Source organism: Nonomuraea coxensis DSM 45129 (genome assembly GCF_019397265.1).
Taxonomy (GTDB): domain Bacteria; phylum Actinomycetota; class Actinomycetes; order Streptosporangiales; family Streptosporangiaceae; genus Nonomuraea; species Nonomuraea coxensis.
Genome location: NZ_CP068985.1, coordinates 7,833,929 through 7,853,724, shown reverse-complemented (window position 1 = coordinate 7,853,724; position 19,796 = coordinate 7,833,929). Strand labels below are relative to the sequence as shown.

Genomic DNA, 19,796 nt, shown 5'->3' with positions numbered 1-19,796 from the left:
ATGTCTGAGCTTCGTAAAGGTTCCCGGTCGCCCGGCCCCCCGGACCCCGACGCGGCGGTCCTGCGCGCCGGTCAGGGCCGCAACCTGGTCCTCGCGACCTTCGCCTTCGCCGTCACCTTCTGGGCCTGGAACCTCATCGGCCCGCTCGCCGCCACCTACAACAGGCAGCTCGGCCTCACGCCCACCCAGACCTCGCTCCTCGTCGCGATCCCCGTCCTGGTCGGGGCCCTCGGCCGGATCCCGGTCGGGGTGCTGGCCGACCGGTTCGGCGGGCGGCGCATGTTCGCCGCCGTCTGCTTCGTCTCGATCATCCCCGTGCTGTTCGTCGGCTGGTCCGACTCGTACGGCTGGCTGCTCTTCTGGGGCTTCCTCCTCGGCATCCCCGGGACGTCGTTCGCCATCGGCATCCCCTTCGTCAACGCCTGGTACGAGCCCGCCCGCCGCGGCTTCGCCACCGGCGTCTTCGGCGCGGGGATGGGCGGGACCGCGCTGTCGGCCTTCTTCACCCCGCGCCTGGTCGAGGCGTTCGGCCGGCCGGCCACGCACGTGCTGATGGCGGCCGTGCTGGCGCTGACCGGGGTGCTCATGCTGGGCGCCAGCCGTAACTCGCCCCGGTGGTCCCCGGCGACCGCGCCCGCCCTGCCGCGCATGCGCGACGCCATGAGGATCAAGGCCACCTGGCAGTGCTCGTTCCTCTACGCGGTCACGTTCGGCGGGTTCGTGGCCTTCTCGACGTACCTGCCGGCGCTGCTGGAGAACGCCTACCGCTTCGCCCAGACCGAGGCGGGCCTCCGCACGGCCGGCTTCTCGATCGCGGCCGTCCTGTCCCGGCCGCTGGGCGGCACGCTGTCCGACCGGCTGGGGGCCGTGCGGGTGCTGCTCATCTCGTTCGGCGGGGTGGCGCTCATGGCGATCGTCCTGATCTTCCACCCGCCCGTGGAGGTGCCGGCCGGGCTGAGCTTCGTCCTCATGGCCTTCTTCCTCGGGCTGGGGACGGGCGGCGTGTTCGCGCTGGTCGCCAAGCTCGTGGAGCCGGCCAAGGTGGGGACGGTCACCGGCCTGGTGGGCGCCGCCGGCGGACTCGGCGGCTACTTCCCGCCCCTCGTCATGGGCGCCGTCTACTCGGCGACCGGCACGTACGCGATCGGGTACGTGCTGCTGGCGATCACCGCGGCGGCGGCCCTGCTGTACACGTGGCGCGCGTTCCGCCAGGTGACGGGCGGGACGTAGGCGCCGGGAAAATGGTTTGCCGCGCGGACTGACGCTCCGTCAAGGTTGTCAGGCTATGCGCTCCCTTCCTGATGCCGATCCCGGCGTGCCCGACCTCCGCAGCCCGCTGCGCTACCTGTGGTGGAACGCCCGGCGGCAGTCATCTGCCCTGCTCGCGGGCATCGGCTACGCGACCCTCTGGTGGCTGGTGCAGGCGCTGATGCCTGCCGTGCTCGGGAAGGGCGTCGAAGCGGTCACCGCCAAGGACACCGACGCGCTGCTGACCTGGGCGGCCGTCCTGTTCGGGCTGGGGCTGGTGCAGGCGTTCAGCGGGATCATGCGCCACCGGATGGCCGTCTACAACTGGCTGGCCGCCGCCTACCGCACCGTGCAGCTCACCAGCCGCCACGCCGCCAGGCTGGGCGCGACGCTGCCGAAGCGGCTCTCCACCGGCGAGGTCGTCAGCGTCGGCAACTCCGACATCGCCCATATCGGCAGCTCCATGGACATCCTGCTGCGCGGCACCGGCTCGGTGGTGGCGATCATCACCGTCACCGTGATCCTCATCTCGACGTCGCTGCCGCTCGGCCTGCTCGTGCTGTTCGGCGTCCCGCTGATGGCCGTCGCCGTCGGGCCGCTGCTCAAACCCCTGCACCGGCGGCAGGCCAGGCAGCGCGAGCTGACCGGCGACCTGTCCACCAGGGCCGCCGACATCGTCGCGGGGCTGCGGGTGCTGCGCGGGATCGGCGGCGAGCAGGTGTTCGCCAGGCGCTACCGCGAGGAGTCGCAGCGGGTGCGGCACGCCGGGGTGCGGGTCGCGCGCGTCGAGTCGGTGCTCGAAGGCGCGCAGATCCTGCTGCCCGGCCTGCTCATCGCGACCGTCACCGGCGTCGGCGCATCCTTCGCCGTCGCCGGCCAGATCCCCACCGGTCAGCTCGTCGCGTTCTACCTGTACGCGGTGTTCCTGATCGGCCCCATGCGGACGCTGACCGAGGCCGCCGACAAGCTCACCAAGGGCCACGTGGCGGCCGGCCGGGTGATCAGGATCCTGTCCATCGAGCCCGAGATCAAAGGCGGCAAGGGCGGCAGCGGGGGCGGGGTGCTGCGTGACTGCTACAGCGGCGTGACCGTCCAGCCGGGCGTCCTGACGGCGGTGGCCGCGAGCGCTCCCGAGGACGCCGTCGCCATCGCCGACCGCCTCGGCCGCTACGCCGACGGCGACGTGACGTTCGGCTCCGCCGACCTGAGCCTGCTGCCCGTCGACGAGGTCCGCCGCCGGATCCTGGTCGCCGACAACGGCGCCCGCCTCTTCACCGGCCGGCTGCGGGACGAGCTCGACGTGCGGGCCGCCGGCGACGAGGAGCGGTTGCGTGAGGCGCTGCGCGTCGCCTGCGCGGAGGACATCGTGGAGGCGCTGCCCGACGGGCTCGACACCTGGGTGGCCGAGGCGGGGCGGGAGTTCTCCGGCGGGCAGCAGCAGCGGTTGCGCCTCGCCCGCGCGTTGCTGGCCGACCCCGAGGTGCTGGTCCTGGTCGAGCCGACCAGCGCCGTGGACGCCCACAGCGAGGCGCGGATCGCCCAGCGGCTGGCGGAGAGCCGGGCAGGGAGGACGACGCTGGTCTGCACGACCAGCCCGCTCGTGCTCGACCGCACCGATCACGTGATCTACGTCGAGGGCGGACGGGTGCTGGCGGAGGGGACGCACCGGCAGTTGCTGGACACCTCGCCCGAGTACGCGGCGACCGTCACCCGAGGAGAGGGCTGAACCATGGCCAGGGAGATCCTGCCGGTCGCCGACCGGAAGCAGGTGCGGGCCTACGCGAGGCGGCTGACGCTCAAATATCCGCGGCAGCTCGGCTCGGCGCTGGCGCTGCACGCGCTGGCCGCCGTGTCGGGGCTCGTGGTGCCGTGGCAGCTCGGCGGGCTGGTGGACGACATCGAGCGCGGCGTCGCGGTCGACGTCGTCGTCGTGGCGGTCGCCATCGGCGGGTTCCTGCTGGTGCAGGGGCTGCTCATGCGGTGGGCGGTGCTCGCCTCGGCCAAGCTGGGCGAGAAGGTGCTGGCCGAGCTGCGCGAGGAGTTCGTGGACCAGGTGCTCGCGCTGCCGCTGTCGACGGTCGAGCGGGCCGGGGCCGGCGACCTGATCACCCGCACGTCCCGCGACGTGGACTCGCTGTCGCGGACCGTGCGGCACGCGGTGCCGGAGACGCTGATCGCGATGGTCACGTTCTTCATCACCATGGGCGCGCTGGTGCTGGTCAGCCCGCTGCTCATGCTGCCGATGCTGCTCGCGGGGCCGGTCATCGTCGTGGCCACCCGCTGGTACCTCCGGCGGGCCAGGGACGGCTACCTGCGCGAGAACGCCGCCTACGCCGACATGACCGAAGGGCTCGCCGAGACCGTCGAGGGGGCCAGGGCCGTCGAGGCGCTCGGGCTGCAGGAGCGCCGCCGGGCGCGCGCCGACACCGACATCGCCCGCTCCTACGCCGCCGAGCGCTACACCCTCGGGCTGCGGGTCGTCTGGTACCCAGCGGTCGAGCTGGGCTACGTCATCCCCGTGGTGAGCGCGCTGCTGGTCGGCGGGCTGTTCTACACCAAGGGCTGGGTGACGCTTGAGCAGGTCACCGCCGCCGCGCTCTACGCCCAGCAGCTCATCGACCCGCTCGACAGGTTCCTCATGTGGATCGACGAGCTGCAGGTGGGCGGTGCCGCCATGGCCCGGCTGCTCGGCGTGGCGAACGTGCCCGACGACCGCGCGCCCGCCGGCGAGCGCCCGGCGGGCGAACGGCTGGAGGCCCGAGACGTCCGCTACGCCTACCGGGAGGGCCGCGACGTGCTGCACGGCGTCTCGCTGACCGTGCGGCCCGGTGAGCGGCTGGCGATGGTGGGGCCGTCCGGGGCGGGGAAGTCCACGCTGGGACGGCTGCTCGCGGGCATCCACGGTCCGCGCGACGGGTCGGTGACGGTGGGCGGGGTGCCGCTCGTGGACCTGCCGCTGGACGAGCTGCGCGGCCACGTCGCCCTGGTCACCCAGGAGCACCACGTGTTCAAGGGCACCGTGCGCGACAACCTCCTCATCGCCCGGCCGGACGCCGGCGACGAGGCCGTGCGCGCGGCGCTGGAGGCCGTGGACGCGCTGGACTGGGTGCTCGGCCTGCCGGAGGGGCTGGAGACCCAGGTGGGGTCCGGCGGGTCGCCCGTCCCGGCGGCCCAGGCCCAGCAGCTCGCCCTCGCGCGGCTGGTGCTGGCCGACCCGCACACCCTGGTGCTGGACGAGGCCACCTCCCTCATCGACCCGCGGGCGGCCAGGCACCTGGAACGGTCTCTGGCCGCCGTGCTGGACGGCCGCACGGTCATCGCGATCGCGCACCGGCTGCACACCGCCCACGACGCGGACCGGGTGGCCGTGGTGGAGGACGGGCGGATCAGCGAGCTGGGGTCGCACGAGGAGCTGGTGGCCGAGGGAGGGTCGTACGCGGCGCTGTGGGCGAGCTGGCACGGCACCCCCGTCCCCCGGTGACCCTCGCGGCCGCGGGTCAGGTGGTGATGCCCAGCGACTTCTTCAGGAAGTCCACCTGGAGCAGCAGCAGGTTCTCCGCCACCACCTCCTGCGGCGTCATGTGCGTGACACCCGACAGCGGCAGCACCGTGTGCGGGCGACCGGCGGCCAGCAGCGCCGACGACAGGCGCAGCGTGTGGGCCGCCACCACGTTGTCGTCCGCGAGACCATGGATGATCATGAGCGGGCGCTCCAGCTTGGCGGCGTCCGCGAGGAGCGAGGAGTTCTCGTACACCTCGGGCTGTTCGTCCGGGTGGCCCAGATAGCGCTCGGTGTAGCACGTGTCGTACAGCCGCCAGTCGATCACCGGCGCGCCGGCCACGGCCGCGTGGAACACGTCCGGCCGCCGCAGCACCGCCAGCGCCGCCAGGAAGCCGCCGAACGACCAGCCCCGGATGGCCACCCGCGACAGGTCGAGGTCGTCGCCGTACTGCTCGGCCACGCCCTGGAGGGCGTCGACCTGGTCCTCCAGCGCCGGGGTGGCGAGGTCGCCCCGCACCGCCCGCTCGAACGCCGTGCCCCGCCCCGGCGTGCCCCGGCCGTCGGCCACGACCACGGCGAAGCCCTGCTCGGCGAACCACTGGCTCTCCAGGAACGCGCCCCGCCGGTTGAGCACCCGCTGCGCGTGCGGCCCGCCGTACGGGTCCATGAGCACGGGCAGCTTGCCCGAGCCCTGCTGGTGCCATGAGGGCAGCACCACGGCGGTGGCCAGCTCGCGCCGCCCGGCCCGGCCGATGGACACCCGCAGGTCGAGGCCGGGCCGCTCGGCGTACGACGGGATCGGCACCGCCATGCCGTCGCGCCGCACGACCGTCACCGACACGCCCTCGGTGTCGAGGCTCTGCTCGGCGAGCACGCCCACCCCGCCGGCCATCCGCCCGGAGAACACCCCGGACCGCGTGGAGACCGGCAGCAGCGAGTGCCCGTCCCAGGTCCAGAGCTGGATCTCGGTCGGGTCGCCGCTCGCGCTGAACAGCACGCTGTCGTGGTCGACGTCCAGCACCGCCCGCACCTGGAGCGTCGGCGGCGTCACCACTTTGTCACCGACGTGCAGCCGGTGGCCGCCCTCGCCGTTGGCCACCCAGACGAGGGAGCCGTCGTCGAGGTGCGCCGGCACGCCGGTGACGATGTCGACCCAGGCCGGGTCGGTGTCCTCGCGCACGAGCGTGGCGGCGCCGGTCACCGGGTCGACCGTGGACAGCCGCATGGTCCGCTGGTCGCGGGTCAGGGTCACGATGGACAGCGCGTGATCGTCCCAGGCGGCCGTGGTGAGGTATTCCTCGTCGTACGGCACCGCGACCCGCGACCCGTCGAGCCCGAGCACGTAGAGCTCGGTGCGGGCGTTGGGCGTGCCGGCGGCCGGATAGCGGTGGGCCACCGGGGTGCGGTCGGGGTGGGCGGGGTCGGCGATGTGCCAGATCCGCACCGGGGCCTCGTCGGCCCGCTCGACCAGCAGCGCGTCGCTCGACGGCGCCCACCAGTAGCCGCGCAGGCGGTCCATCTCCTCGGCGGCGATGAACTCGGCCAGCCCGTACGTCACCGTCTCCGACTCCGGCGTGGCGAGCGCGCGGTCCTCGCCCGAGACGAGGTCGTGGACGCGGAGCGCGCCGCCGGTGACGTAGGCGACGTGCCGCCCGTCGGGCGACAGCCGGGGGTCGATGACCGCGCCGGGCGTCTCCAGCCTGCGGGCCTCGCCGGAGGCGAGCTCGGCCACGTAGAGGCCGCCGGACAGCGCGAAGCAGGCCCGCGTCACCGCCGCGTCGGTCGCGTAGGCGACGATGCCGCTCGCGGCCTCCCTGCTGCGCTCGCGCCTCGCCCGCTCCTCGGGCGGGAGGTTCTCCTCGTCGTCGCCGTGCAGCAGCCGCGGATCGACGACCAGCCGCTCGACGTGCGTGGCGGTGTCGAGCTCCCACAGGCAGGTCACGGCGTCGGTGCCGGACCGGGTGCGCAGGAAGACCACCCGGCCGCCGTCGGGGGAGATGGTGAAGCCCCTGGGCACCCCGAGGGTGAACCGGCGGGTCCTGGCAGACAGACGCGGGAAGCTCTCACTCATGGGGCCAATCCTGCCAGGAATGCGGCCTTGTTACGCTCCTGGCATGACGGACCGACGCCTGCTGCTCGTGCACGCCCATCCGGACGACGAGTCGATCGGCACCGGCGCCACGATGGCCAAGTACGCCGCGGAAGGCGCCCACGTCACCCTGGTCACCTGCACGCTGGGCGAGGAGGGCGAGGTCATCCCCGCCGAGCTGGCGCACCTGGCCGCCGACAGGGAGGACCGGCTGGGCCCCTACCGGGTCGGCGAGCTCGCCGCCGCCTGCGCGGCGCTCGGCGTCGAGGACCACCGCTTCCTCGGCGGGCCGGGACGCTGGCGCGACTCGGGCATGATGGGCGCGGCCACCAACGACCACCCCAGGGCGTTCTGGCGCGCCGACCTCGACGAGGCGGCGGGCGAGCTGGTCGGCGTCATCCGCGAGGTACGCCCCCAGGTCCTCGTCACCTACGACGCCAACGGCTTCTACGGCCATCCCGACCACATCCAGGCCCACCGGGTGGCGCGCAGGGCGGTCGAGCTGGCCGCGAAGACGGGTTTCTGCGACGGCGAGCCCTGGCAGGTCGCGAAGTTCTACCACACGGCCCTGCCCAGGTCGGTGATGCGGCGCTCGGCGGAGGCGCTGCACGAGGCGGGCACCGGTTTCCTGCTGGAGGACGTGGACGACATGCCCTTCGGCAACCACGACGCGGACGTCACCACCGAGATCGACGCGCGGCCGTGGCTCGGCCACAAGGTCGAGGCGATGCGGGCGCACGTCACCCAGATCACCGTCCGGGAGCCGTGGTTCGCGCTGTCCAACAACATCGGGCAGGAGGTGCTGGGCGTCGAGCACTTCGTGCTGGCCTCCGGCGTGCCCGGACGGCCGGTGCCGGGGCCGCCGGTCGAGGCGGGCGGGCTCGGCGAGCCGCACGACCGCGAGAACGATCTTTTCGCGGGCATCCACTAACCTCGGTCGGCATGGAACATCGCAGCCAGGCCGAGTCGGCCCTGGGCGGAGCGGCGTACGGCATGCTGTTCGTGCTGGGGGTCGTCATGGGGGTCGTGGGCGGGTTCACGCATCCCGTGTGGCAGGAGGGGCCGCTGCCGGGGGCGGCCGTGGTGTGGGTGCTGATGTTGTTCCTGGTGTGCCTGGGGGCGGGCAAGCTGCTGGGGTCGCGGCTGGGGGCGGCGGTGCCGGGGGCCGGCTGGCTGCTGGTGACGATGCCGTTCACGGTGCAGCTGGCGTCGGGTGACCTGGTGATCGCCAGTGGTTTGCCGGGATATGTCTATCTGTACGGCGGTTTGGTGGCACTTGTGGTGGCTTATCTGCTTTCGCCGTCGTCTAGCAGGGGATCGTGGCTTTTGAGAGGGTACTCACCGAAGAACCCTACTTAAGGGCATAAAGTAACTTCGTGCATTCGACAGAGCGGCACGTGGACCCGGAAACCTACCGCAAGGTCGTCGGCCGCTTCGCCACCGGAGTCGCGATCGTGACGACCAGGGTGGGCGACCTCGATCACGCCATGACCGTCAACTCGTTCACGTCCGTCTCGCTCGACCCCCTCCTCGTGCTGTTCTGCGCCGAGAAGGTGGCCCGCTTCCACGACGCGGTGCTGGAGGCCGGGGCGTGGGGCGTGTCGGTGCTGCCCGCCGCCATGGAGGACGCCTCGCGCTTCTTCGCCCATCGCGGCCGGCCGCTGGACGGGCAGCTCGCGCGGTGGCCGCACCGCCGGGGCGAGTCCGGGGTGGCGCTGTTCGACGGGGCCATCGCCACGGTGGAGGCGGCCACGAGCGCGGTGCACGACGCCGGCGACCACTCGATCGTGGTGGGCGGGGTGACGTCCCTGGGGATGCCGTCGGACGGGCCGCCGCTGCTGTTCCACGAAGGCCGCTACAAGCTCCTGCAGCGCCGATGACTTCCGCGCCGATGACTTCCGCGCGGCGCGGGCGTCTCAACCGCCGACAAAGGCCCACAGACGCCACGGAGATCCGGCCATGCGCACGCTGATCGCGACAGTGTTCAACTACTCCCTCGACGGCCTTCTCGCCGACGAGGACACCGACTTCTGGAAGTTCTGCTTCGACCTGCCGGAGAACCAGCAGCCCGACGACCCGGCGTACCTCGACTTCCTCCGGAGCGCCGACGCGCACGTCATGGGCCGCAGCGCCTACGAGTCCATCTCCCGGGCCATGACGACCTCCACCGGCCACCCGTTCGCCGGCATCCTGAACCCCGCGCGCAAGGTCGTCTTCTCCCGCACGCTGAAGACGGCCGGCTGGGCCAACACCACCATCGCCTCCGGCGACACCGAAGAGGAGGTCGACCGGATCCGGACGGGCGGCGACGGCCACGTCCTGGTCTGGGGCGGCGTCCGGCTCTGGCGCTCGCTCATGCGGCTCGACCTGATCGACGAGCTCCGGGTGAGCATGTTCCCCTACGTCGCGGGCGAGGGCACCCGGCTGTTCGACGGCGTCCCCAGCTCATACCGCCTCGACCTGGTCTCCAGCGCCGCCTCCGCCAACGGGATACTGGAGCTGCGGTATCGCCGGCACCGCTGACGCGGCCCGTCCTTGACCACCGCCGAGGACACGGCATAGTCGGCGGTGGGAGGGGTTTCATGGAGAGGCGCTATCGGATCCGGCGGGCGGCCAACTACGTCAACCTGGCCACGCCGTTCGGCCTGCTGATCTCGGTCGTCGGCGGAGCCGCCCGCCGGCCCGGCCCCGACGGGCTCATCCTCGCCTTCGGCTACCGCTACCGCTTCCCCGTCGCGGGCGCCTTCACGGTCGGGAACGTGGTCCTGACCAGGCGTGACTCGCTCGACGAGCGGCTCATCCTGCACGAGGGGCGGCACGCCACGCAGTGGGCCTGGTGCGTCGGGCTGCCCATGCTGCCGCTCTACCTGCTCGCCATGCTGGCCTCGGTGATGGTCTGCGGGCACCAGGCGGCGTACAACGTCTTCGAGCGGCTGGCGGACCTGGAGGACGGCGGCTATCCCCGCGTGCCCCTCCGGTGGCGGAGGGGCGGCGGGGCAACGTCCTGACCGCTCAGGGGCTCAGCTTCAGGGTGTGCACGGCGGCCTTGCGTACCGAGCCGGGACTGGAGCGCATCGGCAGCAGCCCGCCGCCGGCCCAGATCTCGGCCTGGTCCCAGTAGTTCTCGTGGAAGGCGTGCCCGGACGCGCCCGTCAGGTTGATCCACTGGGACTTGTCCAGGTCGGACAGGTCCACCACCATCCGCATCGACGGCACCGCCGTCACCGCGTAGCCCTTCTGGGCGTTCCAGCCGGTGGCGTTCACCGCGTCCTTGCCGCCCGGCACCGCGATCGGCCCCCGGTTGAACAGCGCCTCCACGGGCGCGATGCCGGACGTGCCGAGGGAGCCGTTGACCAGGTCGAGCCGGTGGAGGTCGCCCCACCGCCAGTCGGCGGCCTTCTCGCCGAACCGGTCGGCCAGCTCCTGGTACGCCGACGCCATCGCCTGCCGCAGCACGTCGTCACGCCGCTCGGTGACGTTCTCGGTGGTGACGTCGTCCCAGAAGGGGTCGTCGGGGATGTCGAGCAGCCGCCTCACGACCTCGTACCAGCGGTCGCCGCCCGCGGGCCTGGCCTGCTCGGGCAGCTCGTCGTGGAAGGTCAGGGCGAGCAGGTGCCGCCACACGGCGTTGAAGTACGCCGCCGGCGCCGAGTCGAGCCCCTGCGTGCCGTCCCATGACGTCAGCAGCTCCCTGGCCTGCCGCGCGGGGCCGGCCAGGTCCACCTCCGCCAGCGCGGGCACCAGGGTCGCGGCGAAGCCGTTGCGGGTGTCGGCCTGGACGGCGGACATGGCCGCCGCGTCCACCTTGCCCTTGCCGACGGCCTCCTCGACGAGGGAGCGGATGCGCTCGGAGCGGTAGCCGTAGGCCCAGTCCTCGGTCAGCAGCGGCTTGTAGCGGGTGGGGTCGATGACCGCGTTGTTCGCGGTCACCACGAACCCCTCGGCGGGGTCCTCGACGGACGGGAGCTGCTCGAACGGGATCGGGTCGGGCAGCCAGTCGTACTCGCCGGTCCAGCCGGGCGCCGGCCACCTGCCGTCGCCCTTCGCGCGTACGGGGATGCGGCCGGGCGCCTGGTAGCCGATCTTGCCGGAGGTGTCGGCGTACACGAGGTTCTGGGCGGGCACCTCGAACAGCGAGGCCGCCGAGCGGAACTGCGCCCAGTCGCCCGCCTTGTTGAGCGCGAAGATCGCGTCGGCGGTGTGGCCGGGCGTCAGCGCCGTCCACTGGAGGGCGACCGCGTTCGCCTCGCCCGAGGGCTTGGCGTCGGGCATGACCTCGTTGATCAGCGGGCCGTGCACGGTGCTGCGCACGGTGATCGTGACGGTGGCGCCGCCGGCGACCTTGATCTGCTCCTTGCGGGTCTCCAGCCTGCGCCGCTCGCCCCGGTACAGGTACGTCTCGCCGTCCACCTTCTCCAGGAACAGGTCGGCGACGTCGGGCCCCAGGTTCGTGAAGCCCCACGCGATCTTCGCGTTGTGCCCGATGACGACGCCGGGCACGCCGGAGAAGGTGAACCCGGTCACGTCGTACGGGCACTGCGCGCTGACCTGCCGGCAGTGCAGTCCCGCCTGGTACCAGACGGACGGGAGCTGCGGCGACAGGTGCGGGTCGTTGGCGAGCAGCGGCTTGCCGCTCTTGGTGTGCGCGCCGGAGATCACCCACGAGTTGGAGCCGATGCCCTCGCGGTCGGCGGTGCCCATGGTGCTCGGCACGGCGTCCAGGGTCCGCGCCGCCGCCTGGATGACGGCGCCGGTGCCGAGGCGCAGGCGCGGCTCGGCCTTCTGGTCGAAGCGTTCGCGGTCGATGGCGCCCGTGGTGACGATGGGGGAGTGCCGGTCGAACGGGTAGCCGGGGTAGAGCTGCTCGACGCGGTCGCGGGGCAGCTTCGCCGCGATCAGCGCCCGGTCGATCTCGTCCTCCATGTTGGAGCGCAGGTCCCAGGCCATGGCCTTGAGCCAGGCGAGGGAGTCGGCGGGGCCCCACGGCTCGGGGTGGTAGGCGCCGTTCTGGATCTTCAGGATGGAGTATTCGAGGCTGCGGTCGGAGGCGTTGGGGTGGGCGCTGAGCCAGGCGTTGACGCCCTTGGCGTAGGCGTCCAGGTAGGCGCGGGTGTCCTCGGACAGCAGGGGCAGCTCCTGCTCGGCGACGCGGCGCCAGCCCATGGTCCGCAGGGCCTTGTCGGTCTCCAGGGTGGATCTGCCGTAGAGCTCGGAGAGGCGGCCGGCGGTCATGTGCCGGCGGAAGTCCATCTCGTAGAAGCGGTCCTGGGCGTGGACGTAGCCCTGGGCCATGAAGAGGTCGCCCGGGTTGGAGGCGTAGATGTGCGGGATTCCTGATTTATCGCGATAAATCTCCACACTCCCCGACAGGCCGGAGAGCCGTACCGACCCGTCCACCTGCGGGAACGACTGCCGCACGATGAAGACGAGCACACCGGTCAGCACCAGCGCCAGCACGAGAAGAACGGTCGCCACCCGAGCGAACCACCGCAAAGGCCGCGGCAACCACGCATAGGGCCTCACCGGCCGACACCTCCAACTTCGCGGAACTGGCACCAAGTCTGGCAGCCCATGATCACTACTCCGGACACCTTCGTCCGCCTTCGCAGCCGATTGGCGGGATCTGCCGGTTCATGCCCAGGTCTGATCGCCCGCGGGCAGCGTCGGCGCCCTGCCGATGTCGATCGACAGGTCGAGCCCGAGCACCTGGTCGACGTGCAGGAACGCCTCCAGCTTCGCCCCGGGAGGCAGCGACTCGTCGCGTTCGAGCTCGCCCAGCACGCGCAGCGCCGCCGGGGTGTCGAGGTCGTCGCCGAGCGCCGCCTCCACCCGCTCCACGTACCCGGACGCCATCGGCGCGCTGGGCGACTCGGCCCACGCGGCGACCCGCGAGCGCCAGCGCCGCAGCGTGCGGTCGGCGGCCCGCAGGAGGTCCCAGGTGAGGTCGAGCCGCCGGCGGTAGTGGTGCTCCAGGAACGCCGTCCGCAGCGCCAGCGGGTCGAGGCCGGCCGCCGTCACGTCCGGCAGCAGCACCGCGCCGCCCGCGGACCCGTCCGGCTCGCGTCCGTCGAACAGCAGGCGCTCACCGTGCACCCAGTGCCGGACCACCTCGTGCCCGGTCGCCGCCTCGGACTGCGCCCGCTCGGCCTCGTCATGGGGGAAGCACCGGTCGATGCCGCCGAGGTGCAGGTCGACGGCCGGGCCGAGGAAGCGCAGCGACAGGGCCGAGCACGCGACGTGCCTGCCGGGGAGCCCGCGCCCCCACGGCGAGTCCCAGGGGCCGTCGCCGGGCTCCCACAGGGCCCAGTCGGCGGGGAAGCGCCCGCGCGGATCGGCGTCCCCGGGCTCCGCCGGCCCGTCGCCGGAGAGCTCGCCGTAGGCAGGGAACGTGCGCGCGTCGAAGAAGACCGAGCCGTCCGGCAGCGCGTAGGCGTGGCCGCGCTCGACCAGCTTCGCGATCAGCTCGACCACGCTCCCGGCGTTCTCGCTCGCCTGCGGCGCGTGCTCCGGCGGCCGGATGTTGAGCGCGGTGGCGTCGGCGCGGAAGGCGTCCTCGTGGGCGCGGGCCGCGCCGACGTCCATGATCGGCCGGCAGGCCAGCACGCGCGCCCGCCCCCGCTCCAGGACCCGCCGCACCAGGTCGGCCAGCACGTACGCGCGCAGGTCGCCGACATGGGCCCGCCGGTCGGCCGCGGGCCCGCAGACGTGGATCCGCACCAGCCTGCCGAGCCGGAGCGGGACGACCTGACCGGCGCGCGTGTCGTGGATCCGCAGCATTCTCCCGAGCCTAGCCGGGCGTCATCCGCCCAGGAAACCGAGGATGTCGCGGTCGCCGCGCTCGCGCAGCCGCCCGAGGATCTCCTCGCGCGCCGCCGTGTCGGGCAGCCCGATCCTGGCCCCGATCAGCCGCAGGCCCTCCATCTCCGAGCTGACGGGAGCGGTGTAGCCGAGCAGGTAGAGGGCCCGGTTGACGGGCGGCATCCCGACCGGCGCGGCCGGCAGGTAGCGGGTCAGCAGCTCGCCGCCGTCGGAGACGGTCAGGAAGACGTGGTCGCCCTCGCTCGCCTTGTACTCGGCCAGCACGTTGCGGATCGACCCCATGGTGGGCTGGTTGTGCCAGCTGATCACCACGTCGCCGGACGTCGCCGAGGCCGTGAGCTGCCCGCCGGGCGCCATCCCCAGGTACGCCGCGAACCCCGTCGGCAGCGGCGAGCCCGACCCGCGCAGATGCTCGGCGTTGACGTCCACCCGGTGCCACCAGCGCCCGTCGCGGGAGCGGAAGCTGCGCCGGGTCAGCGAGACGTCCTTGCGCGGCTGGTACGGCTCGGACTCCCCGCTCGGCGAGGTGCCCGCCACCCGGATCCAGCCCCGCTGCGTCCGCTCGAACCCCGGGCCGCCCGAGTAGGCGCGCACCGAGCTCTCGCTGACGTCGTAGCGGGAGGTCAGGTTCGTCACGATCGTGGAGACCGACGCCTCGCCGCCCGCCCGCTCGATCTCGCGGGCGATCATCTCCCTGATGCCGAGGTACTCGTCGCCGCCCCAGCGGGTCAGGCCGTACTTGTTGCGGTCGACCCGCAGGAAGCGGTCGTCGGCGGTGAGCTGGTTGCGGATGCCGACCAGGCTGTAGTCCTCGCCGATGCGCTCCTGGATCTCCTCGGGCGACAGCGGCGTGCCGGCCACCGCGAGCACCGCCTCGGCCTTCTCGTTGATGCTGCGCGGCCACGGCACCACGTGCTGCCCCAGCACGCGCAGGTGCGGCACGTCCAGGATCCACCGCTCGGCGACGTCCTCGCGCACGCCGAGCTGGGACACCATGGCCACGGCCTCGCCGATCGGGCGCGGGCCGTCGGTGAAGAGCTGGCGGGTCTTCTCGCGCAGCTCGTCGGCCCCGCCCGCGACCAGCCAGCCGTCGGACTGCTCGTAGCCGGTCAGCAGCGTGCGCACGAAACGCCAGGCGGGAATGCCCAGGGAACGCAGCTCGGTACGGTGCCAGGGCACGGTGGCCTGGAGGTCGTCGGCGGGCGCGGCCGAGCCGAGCCGGCCGCGCAGCCACGTCACGTGCGCCACGAGCGGCGCGGCGTCCTGGCCGGCCAGCCAGCTCTCGACGTGGTCGCGCAGGTCGCGCTCGATCTGCCTGATGCGTTCGCGCGTCACCGAGAACCGCTGCGCCAGCTCGTCCAGCGTGGCGCGCTGCGCGGCGTACAGGCGGTCGCGGGCGATGGCGCGCTGCCGGTCGTCGAGCGTGGCGAACAGCTCGTCGATCACCTCGGGGAGCGGCCGGTCCGGGCGGGCGGGGGCCGGGGCCGCCTCGGGGACGGGTTCGAGCAGCCGCTCGAACACGCCGGTGAACAGTTTCTGCACCACGTCCTTGCCCAGCGTCTCCGGCGTCCGCTCGGCCTCGGCGGGGTCGGAGAAGCGCAGCAGCGGCAGGACGTCGCCCAGTTGCAGGTGCCCCCAGAAGGCCACGGCGAGGTCGGCCAGGTGGCCGGCCACGGTCTGCGTGCCGACGACGGCGCAGGCACGGTCGAGGGGGAGCGCCTGCCACCAGGCCTCGGGCAGCTGTGGCTCCTCCAGGACAGGCGCGACCTGCCCAGGGGAGGTCCAGCGCACGGGTGGCGCGAGGTCGCTCAGGCTGAGGTTCATTGAGGTCCAACCGGCAATGGGAAGTATCCGCAGTTCAGACTATGTGATCAGAGTGGTAAAAAGGGGCTGCCTCTTCCGTAATGGGAGATATAGAGCATGGCACGGGCGCGGGTGCAGGCGACGAACAGTATGCTCCGCTCGCGCCCCAAAAATCTGGCCCGCGCGCCGGGATCCTCGGGAGGCGGCTCGGGCACCACGCCCTCCGCCACGCCGACGAGCGCCACCCGCTCGAACTCCAGCCCCTTCAGATGCTGGAAGGTCGCGGCCCGCACGTCCAGGCCCTCCAGCGCCTTCCTGGCCTGCCTCACCAGCCGCGTCGTCCGCGCGCCGACCGCGATCTCGCCCGGCGGCACCCCGTCGGCCAGCCACGACTCGACCATGGCGCGCAGCCCGGCCAGCTCCTCCTCGGCCGACTCGTACGCCCGGACGAGCGGCCGCTCGCCGTTGCGCGTGGCGCGGTAGCCGTACATGCCGGTCGCGCTCCTCGCCAGCCCCGTCGCGAGGCCACCGCCGCGCAGCCGGACCACGAACGACAGCAGCTCCTGCGGCAGCCGGTAGGTGACCTTCAGCGTGTGCTGCTCGGCCGGGATCCCCACCGCGCCGAGCGCCACCCGCGTGTCGGTGACCCGCTGGTGCGGATCGCCCACCACGAACAGGTCGTCCGGCGCGTGCGGCGCGACCGCCCGCAGCAGCCGCCACTGCGCCGGGCTGACGTCCTGCGCCTCGTCCACCACCACGTGCCGGTACGGCTTGCGCCCCGGCTCCACGTCGTCCAGCAGGTCACCGGTGGACAACGACAGCAGCCGCAGCGCCTCGTCGGTGAGCTGGGCGAGGGTCCGCGCCCCCGGCCCGACCAGCGCGGGACGGCGGCCCTCCGCGTCGGCCACGATGCGCAGCGCCAGCCGTTCGGGATTGTCCACCTCGATCCGCTTGCGCACGATCTCGTCCTCGATGAGCGTGTCGAGCCGCGCCGACAGCTCCTCGGCCAGGCCCTGCGAGAACGTGACCAGCAGGACGGGGCCGCTGCCGTGCGCGGCGAGGTACGCGGCGCGGTGCAGGGCGACCACGGTCTTGCCGGTGCCCGCGCCGCCGACGACCAGCACGGGACGATCGTAGCGGGGCGCCTTGGCCAGCCGGTGCTGCGCCGGATGCAGGAACGTGCACCACTCCGGCGCCCCCAGCACCCGGTCCAGTGCCACCTTGTCGGCCGCGAACGCGGCCTGGTCGGGGGTGCGGCGCAGGGCCGCGTAGAGGTCGTCGGGATCGATCGGGCCCGCCTCGTCGGCGGCCCGCCAGGAGTCCAGCTCGCGCCACGCCTCCGCCAGCGAGCCGCCCCTGGCCAGCACCGCGAGCGGCAGGTGCTGGGTGGGCGGCAGCAGCGGTTCGAGCGCGGCCACGTCGGCCTCGGTCGTGATCAGGCGGAACAACGGCAGAGCGCGCACGTCCAGGCCGAGCGAGAGCAGGTCGCCGTCGCACACCGGCGCGAACAGCCCGGCCGAGCGCGCCGAGCGGCGTAAGGCGGGCTCGACACGTTCCAGGGCCTCGGCGTCCCACTCCTCGACCACCCCGAGGACGGGGTTGACGCTGTAGCGGTGGCGGCGGGCGTACGACCAGGCCGAGGCGTCCGGCAGCACCGTACGCAGCCAGTAGACGTCCCGCCTGCGCACCACCACCCCCCGGTGCCCGTCGGCCAGCCGGAGCGTGGCCACCCGCGGGTCCCGGGCGCCCCGCACCCGCTCGGGATGCGGGGCCCCGGCCACGTTGAGCAGGAACCGGCGCAGCGCGACCACGGCGTCCCTGCGCACCGGCTGGGCCAGTGCGCTGAGCTCCCTGGGAAACTCAGGGCCGATCGCGAGCCGCGGCACGGCTCAGTCCAGCAGGGCGAGCAGGTCGCGGTCCCCGCGCTCGCGGAGCCTGGTGAGCAGGTCCGGCAGACTGACCGGGCCCGTCATGCCGATCCTCGTCGCGATCACCCGCGCCGCCTGGTCACGGGTGCCGCCCGGGGCGGTGTAGCCGACCAGGCGCAGCGCCTTGGTGATCTTCTCGGCGCCCTGCGCGGCCACCGGCAGGTGCCTGGCCCGCAGCACGCCCTCGTCCGACAGCGTGAGGAACAGGTGCCCGCCCTCGCGCGCGCCCACGTCCCCGAGCAGGTGCTCGATCGACTCCAGCACCGGGCGGCCGTGCCAGGTCATGGTCAGCTCGCCCGCGGCGCTCCTGACCGTCCTCGTCTCACCCGGCGACAGCCCCAGGTACGCCGCGAAGCCCGTCGGCAGCGCGCACTCGCCGCCCGCCATCTGCTCGGCGGTCACGTCCACGCGCAACCACCAGCGGCCGTCCGGCTGGCGGAAGCAGCGCCTGGTCTGCGAGACGTCCTTCAGCGGCTGGTACGGCTTCTGCTCGCCCGAGCCGCCGTTCTGCTCGTGGGACGCCACCGGCTTGAACGCCTGGAACTGCGGCGGCCCGGGAGGCGGCGACGGCGGCAGCGGCACCGGCCCGAACGCCGACTGCGGCGGCATGTCCATCGGCGGCTGCCGCGGCGCGTCGAAGTGCAGCACCGGGTCGAGCCTCGGGGGAGGAGGGGGCGGCAGGTCGACCGGGGGCGGCGGGGCCGCCTGGACGGCCGGCGCGGCCAGCACCGCCTGCTTGCCGGGGAGGGTCGCCAGCACGACCTGCCAGGCGGGGACCTCCAGGGCGCGGATCTCCGTCCTGTGCCAGTCGGCCGCGCCGATCACCCGCTCCTTCGGGGCCTCCGGACCGAGCGTTCTGCGCAGCTCGTCCAGGTGCGCCCGGAAGGGGGCGGCCTCGTCGCTGTCCAGCCACTCGCCGAGGCGGACGCGGAAGTCCTCCTCTGTGGCCGTGATCTCCGACGGGGGGACGGCGAACAGCTTGGCGAGCTGGTCCACCGCCGACGGCTCGTCGGTGAAGACCCGGTTCTGGGCCACGGCCCAGCTCTTGTCGTCCAGGCCGGCGAAAGCGGCCTCGATCAGCTCGGGCAGTTCCTGGGCTCCCTGGTCCTCCTGGCTCTCCACCTCGTCGTCCTCGGTGGGAGCGCCGGACGCCGGGCCGTCCGCCTCCAGGGCCTCGGCCTCGGCGGCGGCGGGCTCAGGAGCGGGCTCCTCGACGGAGTCCGGCGTGGGCTCGGGCCCGTCACCGGCGTCGGCGGCGGGCTCGGCGTCCGCGTCCAGCACCGGCCGCCCGGCCTCCTCCGCGGCGGCGGCGAAGGCGTGCGCCGGCGCCCCGTCCTCGGAGGAACGCGAGGCGGCGAAGGCGTGCGCCGGCGCCTGCCCCACAGCGGCGAAGGCGTGCGCCGCCGGCTCTCCCTCCTCACCGCCGCCCACGTCGTCCCCAGGTGCTTCGCCGCCCTCGGCGCCGGATGCGGCACCCTCAGGGGTTCCGCCGTCCTCCGCACGAGCCGCGTCCGCGGGAGCTTCGTCCTCCTCGGCGCCGGATACGGCCTCCTCAAGGACTTCGCCGTCCTCGGCGCGAGCTGCGTCCGCGGGGGCGTCGCCCGGCTCGGCCGGAGCGGCGTGCCCGGGGGCCTCGTGTTCCTCGGCGCGGTCGGCCTCCTCCGTGGGGGCCTCCTCCGCGGGGGCCTCCTCTGCGGGGGCCTCCTCTGCGGGGGCCACGGAGGCGAGTCCCTGGACGGGGGCCTGTTCCGACGCCACCCGCTCGGAGTCCTCGGCCGGCGCCGCGGGGGGCTGAGGGCCCGTGGAGGCCCGCGCGGATGCGGTGTGCGCGGCCGCGGGCTCGTCCGCCTCGGGAGTCTCGGGGACTGCCGGGGCTTCGGGAGCCGCGGGGAGGGGCAGCGGCTGCGCCAGCCGCGTGAACACCGCCGCGAACAACGTGCTCAGCACCGGCCGCGCCCTGATGAACGGCTGGTCGGCCAGCTCTCGCCCGGTCAGCGCGAGCAGCCCCGTCCACGATCCGGCACGGTCCAGCGCGATGGCGACCGGCGGCTCGTCGGCCTCCTCGGGGTCGAGGACGTGCAACGCGGGCAGCACGTCGCCCACCGCCGCCGCGGGCCAGTGCTCAAGGGCGATCTCCGTGAGCAGCTCGGCCAGGGCCTCGGGGCCGATCGCGGCGAGGACGTGCGGCACGGGCAGGGTGCGCCACCACGCGTCCGGCAGATCCGGCTGCCCGGTCAACAGCGTGATCGTCGACGCGTCGCTCCACCTCAACGGTGGAACGAGGTCGCTCAGGCAGAAATTCATCCCGTTCCGTTCACCCCTCACGCCGCCGCGGCGGTGCAGCCGTCATCTCGCCGCCCACGGAACAGACCATAGTCCGGCAAATTAGCCCTACGCATCATGCACT

Annotated in this window: 14 protein-coding genes; 8 read left to right on the top strand and 6 right to left on the bottom strand. The window is 73.4% G+C overall.

From position 1 onward, the window contains the following. The 3 genes from Nocox_RS36765 to Nocox_RS36755 are packed head-to-tail and all read left to right on the top strand — an operon-like array spanning position 1 to position 4,729. Positions 1-1,230, top strand: coding sequence for an MFS transporter (locus Nocox_RS36765; protein ID WP_020545053.1), 1,230 nt, complete (start codon positions 1-3; stop codon positions 1,228-1,230). A 55-nt stretch (positions 1,231-1,285) separates the two neighbouring features. After that, positions 1,286-2,974: an ABC transporter transmembrane domain-containing protein gene (locus Nocox_RS36760; protein WP_026214735.1), complete on the top strand. Its 1,689-nt coding sequence runs from the start codon at positions 1,286-1,288 to the stop codon at positions 2,972-2,974. 3 nt (positions 2,975-2,977) lie between these two features. Further along, positions 2,978-4,729, top strand: coding sequence for an ABC transporter ATP-binding protein (locus Nocox_RS36755; protein ID WP_020545051.1), 1,752 nt, complete (start codon positions 2,978-2,980; stop codon positions 4,727-4,729). Positions 4,730-4,745: 16 nt separating this feature from the next. On the opposite strand, the gene Nocox_RS36750 is transcribed toward Nocox_RS36755, so the two are convergent. Next, positions 4,746-6,821 (bottom strand): S9 family peptidase, encoded by a 2,076-nt coding sequence (locus Nocox_RS36750; RefSeq protein WP_020545050.1) that lies wholly within the window; start codon positions 6,819-6,821, stop codon positions 4,746-4,748. Between the two features lie 43 nt (positions 6,822-6,864). On the opposite strand from Nocox_RS36750, the gene mshB reads away from it, so the two are divergent. From mshB to Nocox_RS36725, 5 genes are all read left to right on the top strand, one after another. Continuing rightward, the gene (gene mshB, locus Nocox_RS36745; protein ID WP_020545049.1) at positions 6,865-7,770 is read left to right on the top strand and encodes an N-acetyl-1-D-myo-inositol-2-amino-2-deoxy-alpha-D-glucopyranoside deacetylase; all 906 of its coding nucleotides are present in this window, start codon (positions 6,865-6,867) and stop codon (positions 7,768-7,770) included. Positions 7,771-7,781: 11 nt separating this feature from the next. Beyond that, on the top strand, positions 7,782-8,198 hold the full coding sequence (locus tag Nocox_RS36740; RefSeq protein WP_020545048.1) for a DUF6113 family protein: 417 nt from the start codon (positions 7,782-7,784) through the stop codon (positions 8,196-8,198). Between the two features lie 17 nt (positions 8,199-8,215). Further along, a complete protein-coding gene (locus Nocox_RS36735) occupies positions 8,216-8,719 on the top strand; it encodes a flavin reductase family protein (protein ID WP_157383232.1) in 504 nt (167 codons plus the stop codon). A 79-nt stretch (positions 8,720-8,798) separates the two neighbouring features. Beyond that, positions 8,799-9,362, top strand: a complete 564-nt coding sequence (locus Nocox_RS36730) for a dihydrofolate reductase family protein (RefSeq protein ID WP_020545046.1) — start codon at positions 8,799-8,801, stop codon at positions 9,360-9,362. A gap of 59 nt (positions 9,363-9,421) precedes the next feature. Then, positions 9,422-9,847, top strand: a complete 426-nt coding sequence (locus Nocox_RS36725; protein ID WP_020545045.1) for a hypothetical protein — start codon at positions 9,422-9,424, stop codon at positions 9,845-9,847. A 4-nt stretch (positions 9,848-9,851) separates the two neighbouring features. On the opposite strand, the gene Nocox_RS36720 is transcribed toward Nocox_RS36725, so the two are convergent. The 5 genes from Nocox_RS36720 to Nocox_RS36700 form a co-directional block, all read right to left on the bottom strand. Further along, on the bottom strand, positions 9,852-12,314 hold the full coding sequence (locus tag Nocox_RS36720; RefSeq protein ID WP_246649665.1) for a penicillin acylase family protein: 2,463 nt from the start codon (positions 12,312-12,314) through the stop codon (positions 9,852-9,854). Between the two features lie 156 nt (positions 12,315-12,470). Then, positions 12,471-13,616: a cysteine--tRNA ligase gene (locus Nocox_RS36715; RefSeq protein ID WP_020545043.1), complete on the bottom strand. Its 1,146-nt coding sequence runs from the start codon at positions 13,614-13,616 to the stop codon at positions 12,471-12,473. Positions 13,617-13,637: 21 nt separating this feature from the next. Then, positions 13,638-15,482: a sigma factor-like helix-turn-helix DNA-binding protein gene (locus tag Nocox_RS36710; protein WP_026214733.1), complete on the bottom strand. Its 1,845-nt coding sequence runs from the start codon at positions 15,480-15,482 to the stop codon at positions 13,638-13,640. 47 nt (positions 15,483-15,529) lie between these two features. Continuing rightward, positions 15,530-17,347 (bottom strand): UvrD-helicase domain-containing protein, encoded by a 1,818-nt coding sequence (locus tag Nocox_RS36705; protein ID WP_020545041.1) that lies wholly within the window; start codon positions 17,345-17,347, stop codon positions 15,530-15,532. Between the two features lie 3 nt (positions 17,348-17,350). Then, positions 17,351-19,627: a hypothetical protein gene (locus Nocox_RS36700; RefSeq protein WP_157383231.1), complete on the bottom strand. Its 2,277-nt coding sequence runs from the start codon at positions 19,625-19,627 to the stop codon at positions 17,351-17,353. Positions 19,628-19,796: the final 169 nt, after the last annotated feature.

Bases quoted from the DNA above. Each gene is read 5' to 3' on its own strand.
- Nocox_RS36725 (WP_020545045.1), top strand. From the start codon at position 9,422: ATGGAGAGGCGCTATCGGATCCGGCGGGCGGCCAACTACGTCAACCTG.
- mshB (WP_020545049.1), top strand. From the start codon at position 6,865: ATGACGGACCGACGCCTGCTGCTCGTGCACGCCCATCCGGACGACGAG.
- Nocox_RS36715 (WP_020545043.1), bottom strand. From the start codon at position 13,616: ATGCTGCGGATCCACGACACGCGCGCCGGTCAGGTCGTCCCGCTCCGG.
- Nocox_RS36765 (WP_020545053.1), top strand. From the start codon at position 1: ATGTCTGAGCTTCGTAAAGGTTCCCGGTCGCCCGGCCCCCCGGACCCC.
- Nocox_RS36755 (WP_020545051.1), top strand. From the start codon at position 2,978: ATGGCCAGGGAGATCCTGCCGGTCGCCGACCGGAAGCAGGTGCGGGCC.
- Nocox_RS36760 (WP_026214735.1), top strand. From the start codon at position 1,286: ATGCGCTCCCTTCCTGATGCCGATCCCGGCGTGCCCGACCTCCGCAGC.
- Nocox_RS36710 (WP_026214733.1), bottom strand. From the start codon at position 15,482: ATGAACCTCAGCCTGAGCGACCTCGCGCCACCCGTGCGCTGGACCTCC.
- Nocox_RS36740 (WP_020545048.1), top strand. From the start codon at position 7,782: ATGGAACATCGCAGCCAGGCCGAGTCGGCCCTGGGCGGAGCGGCGTAC.
- Nocox_RS36730 (WP_020545046.1), top strand. From the start codon at position 8,799: ATGCGCACGCTGATCGCGACAGTGTTCAACTACTCCCTCGACGGCCTT.
- Nocox_RS36750 (WP_020545050.1), bottom strand. From the start codon at position 6,821: ATGAGTGAGAGCTTCCCGCGTCTGTCTGCCAGGACCCGCCGGTTCACC.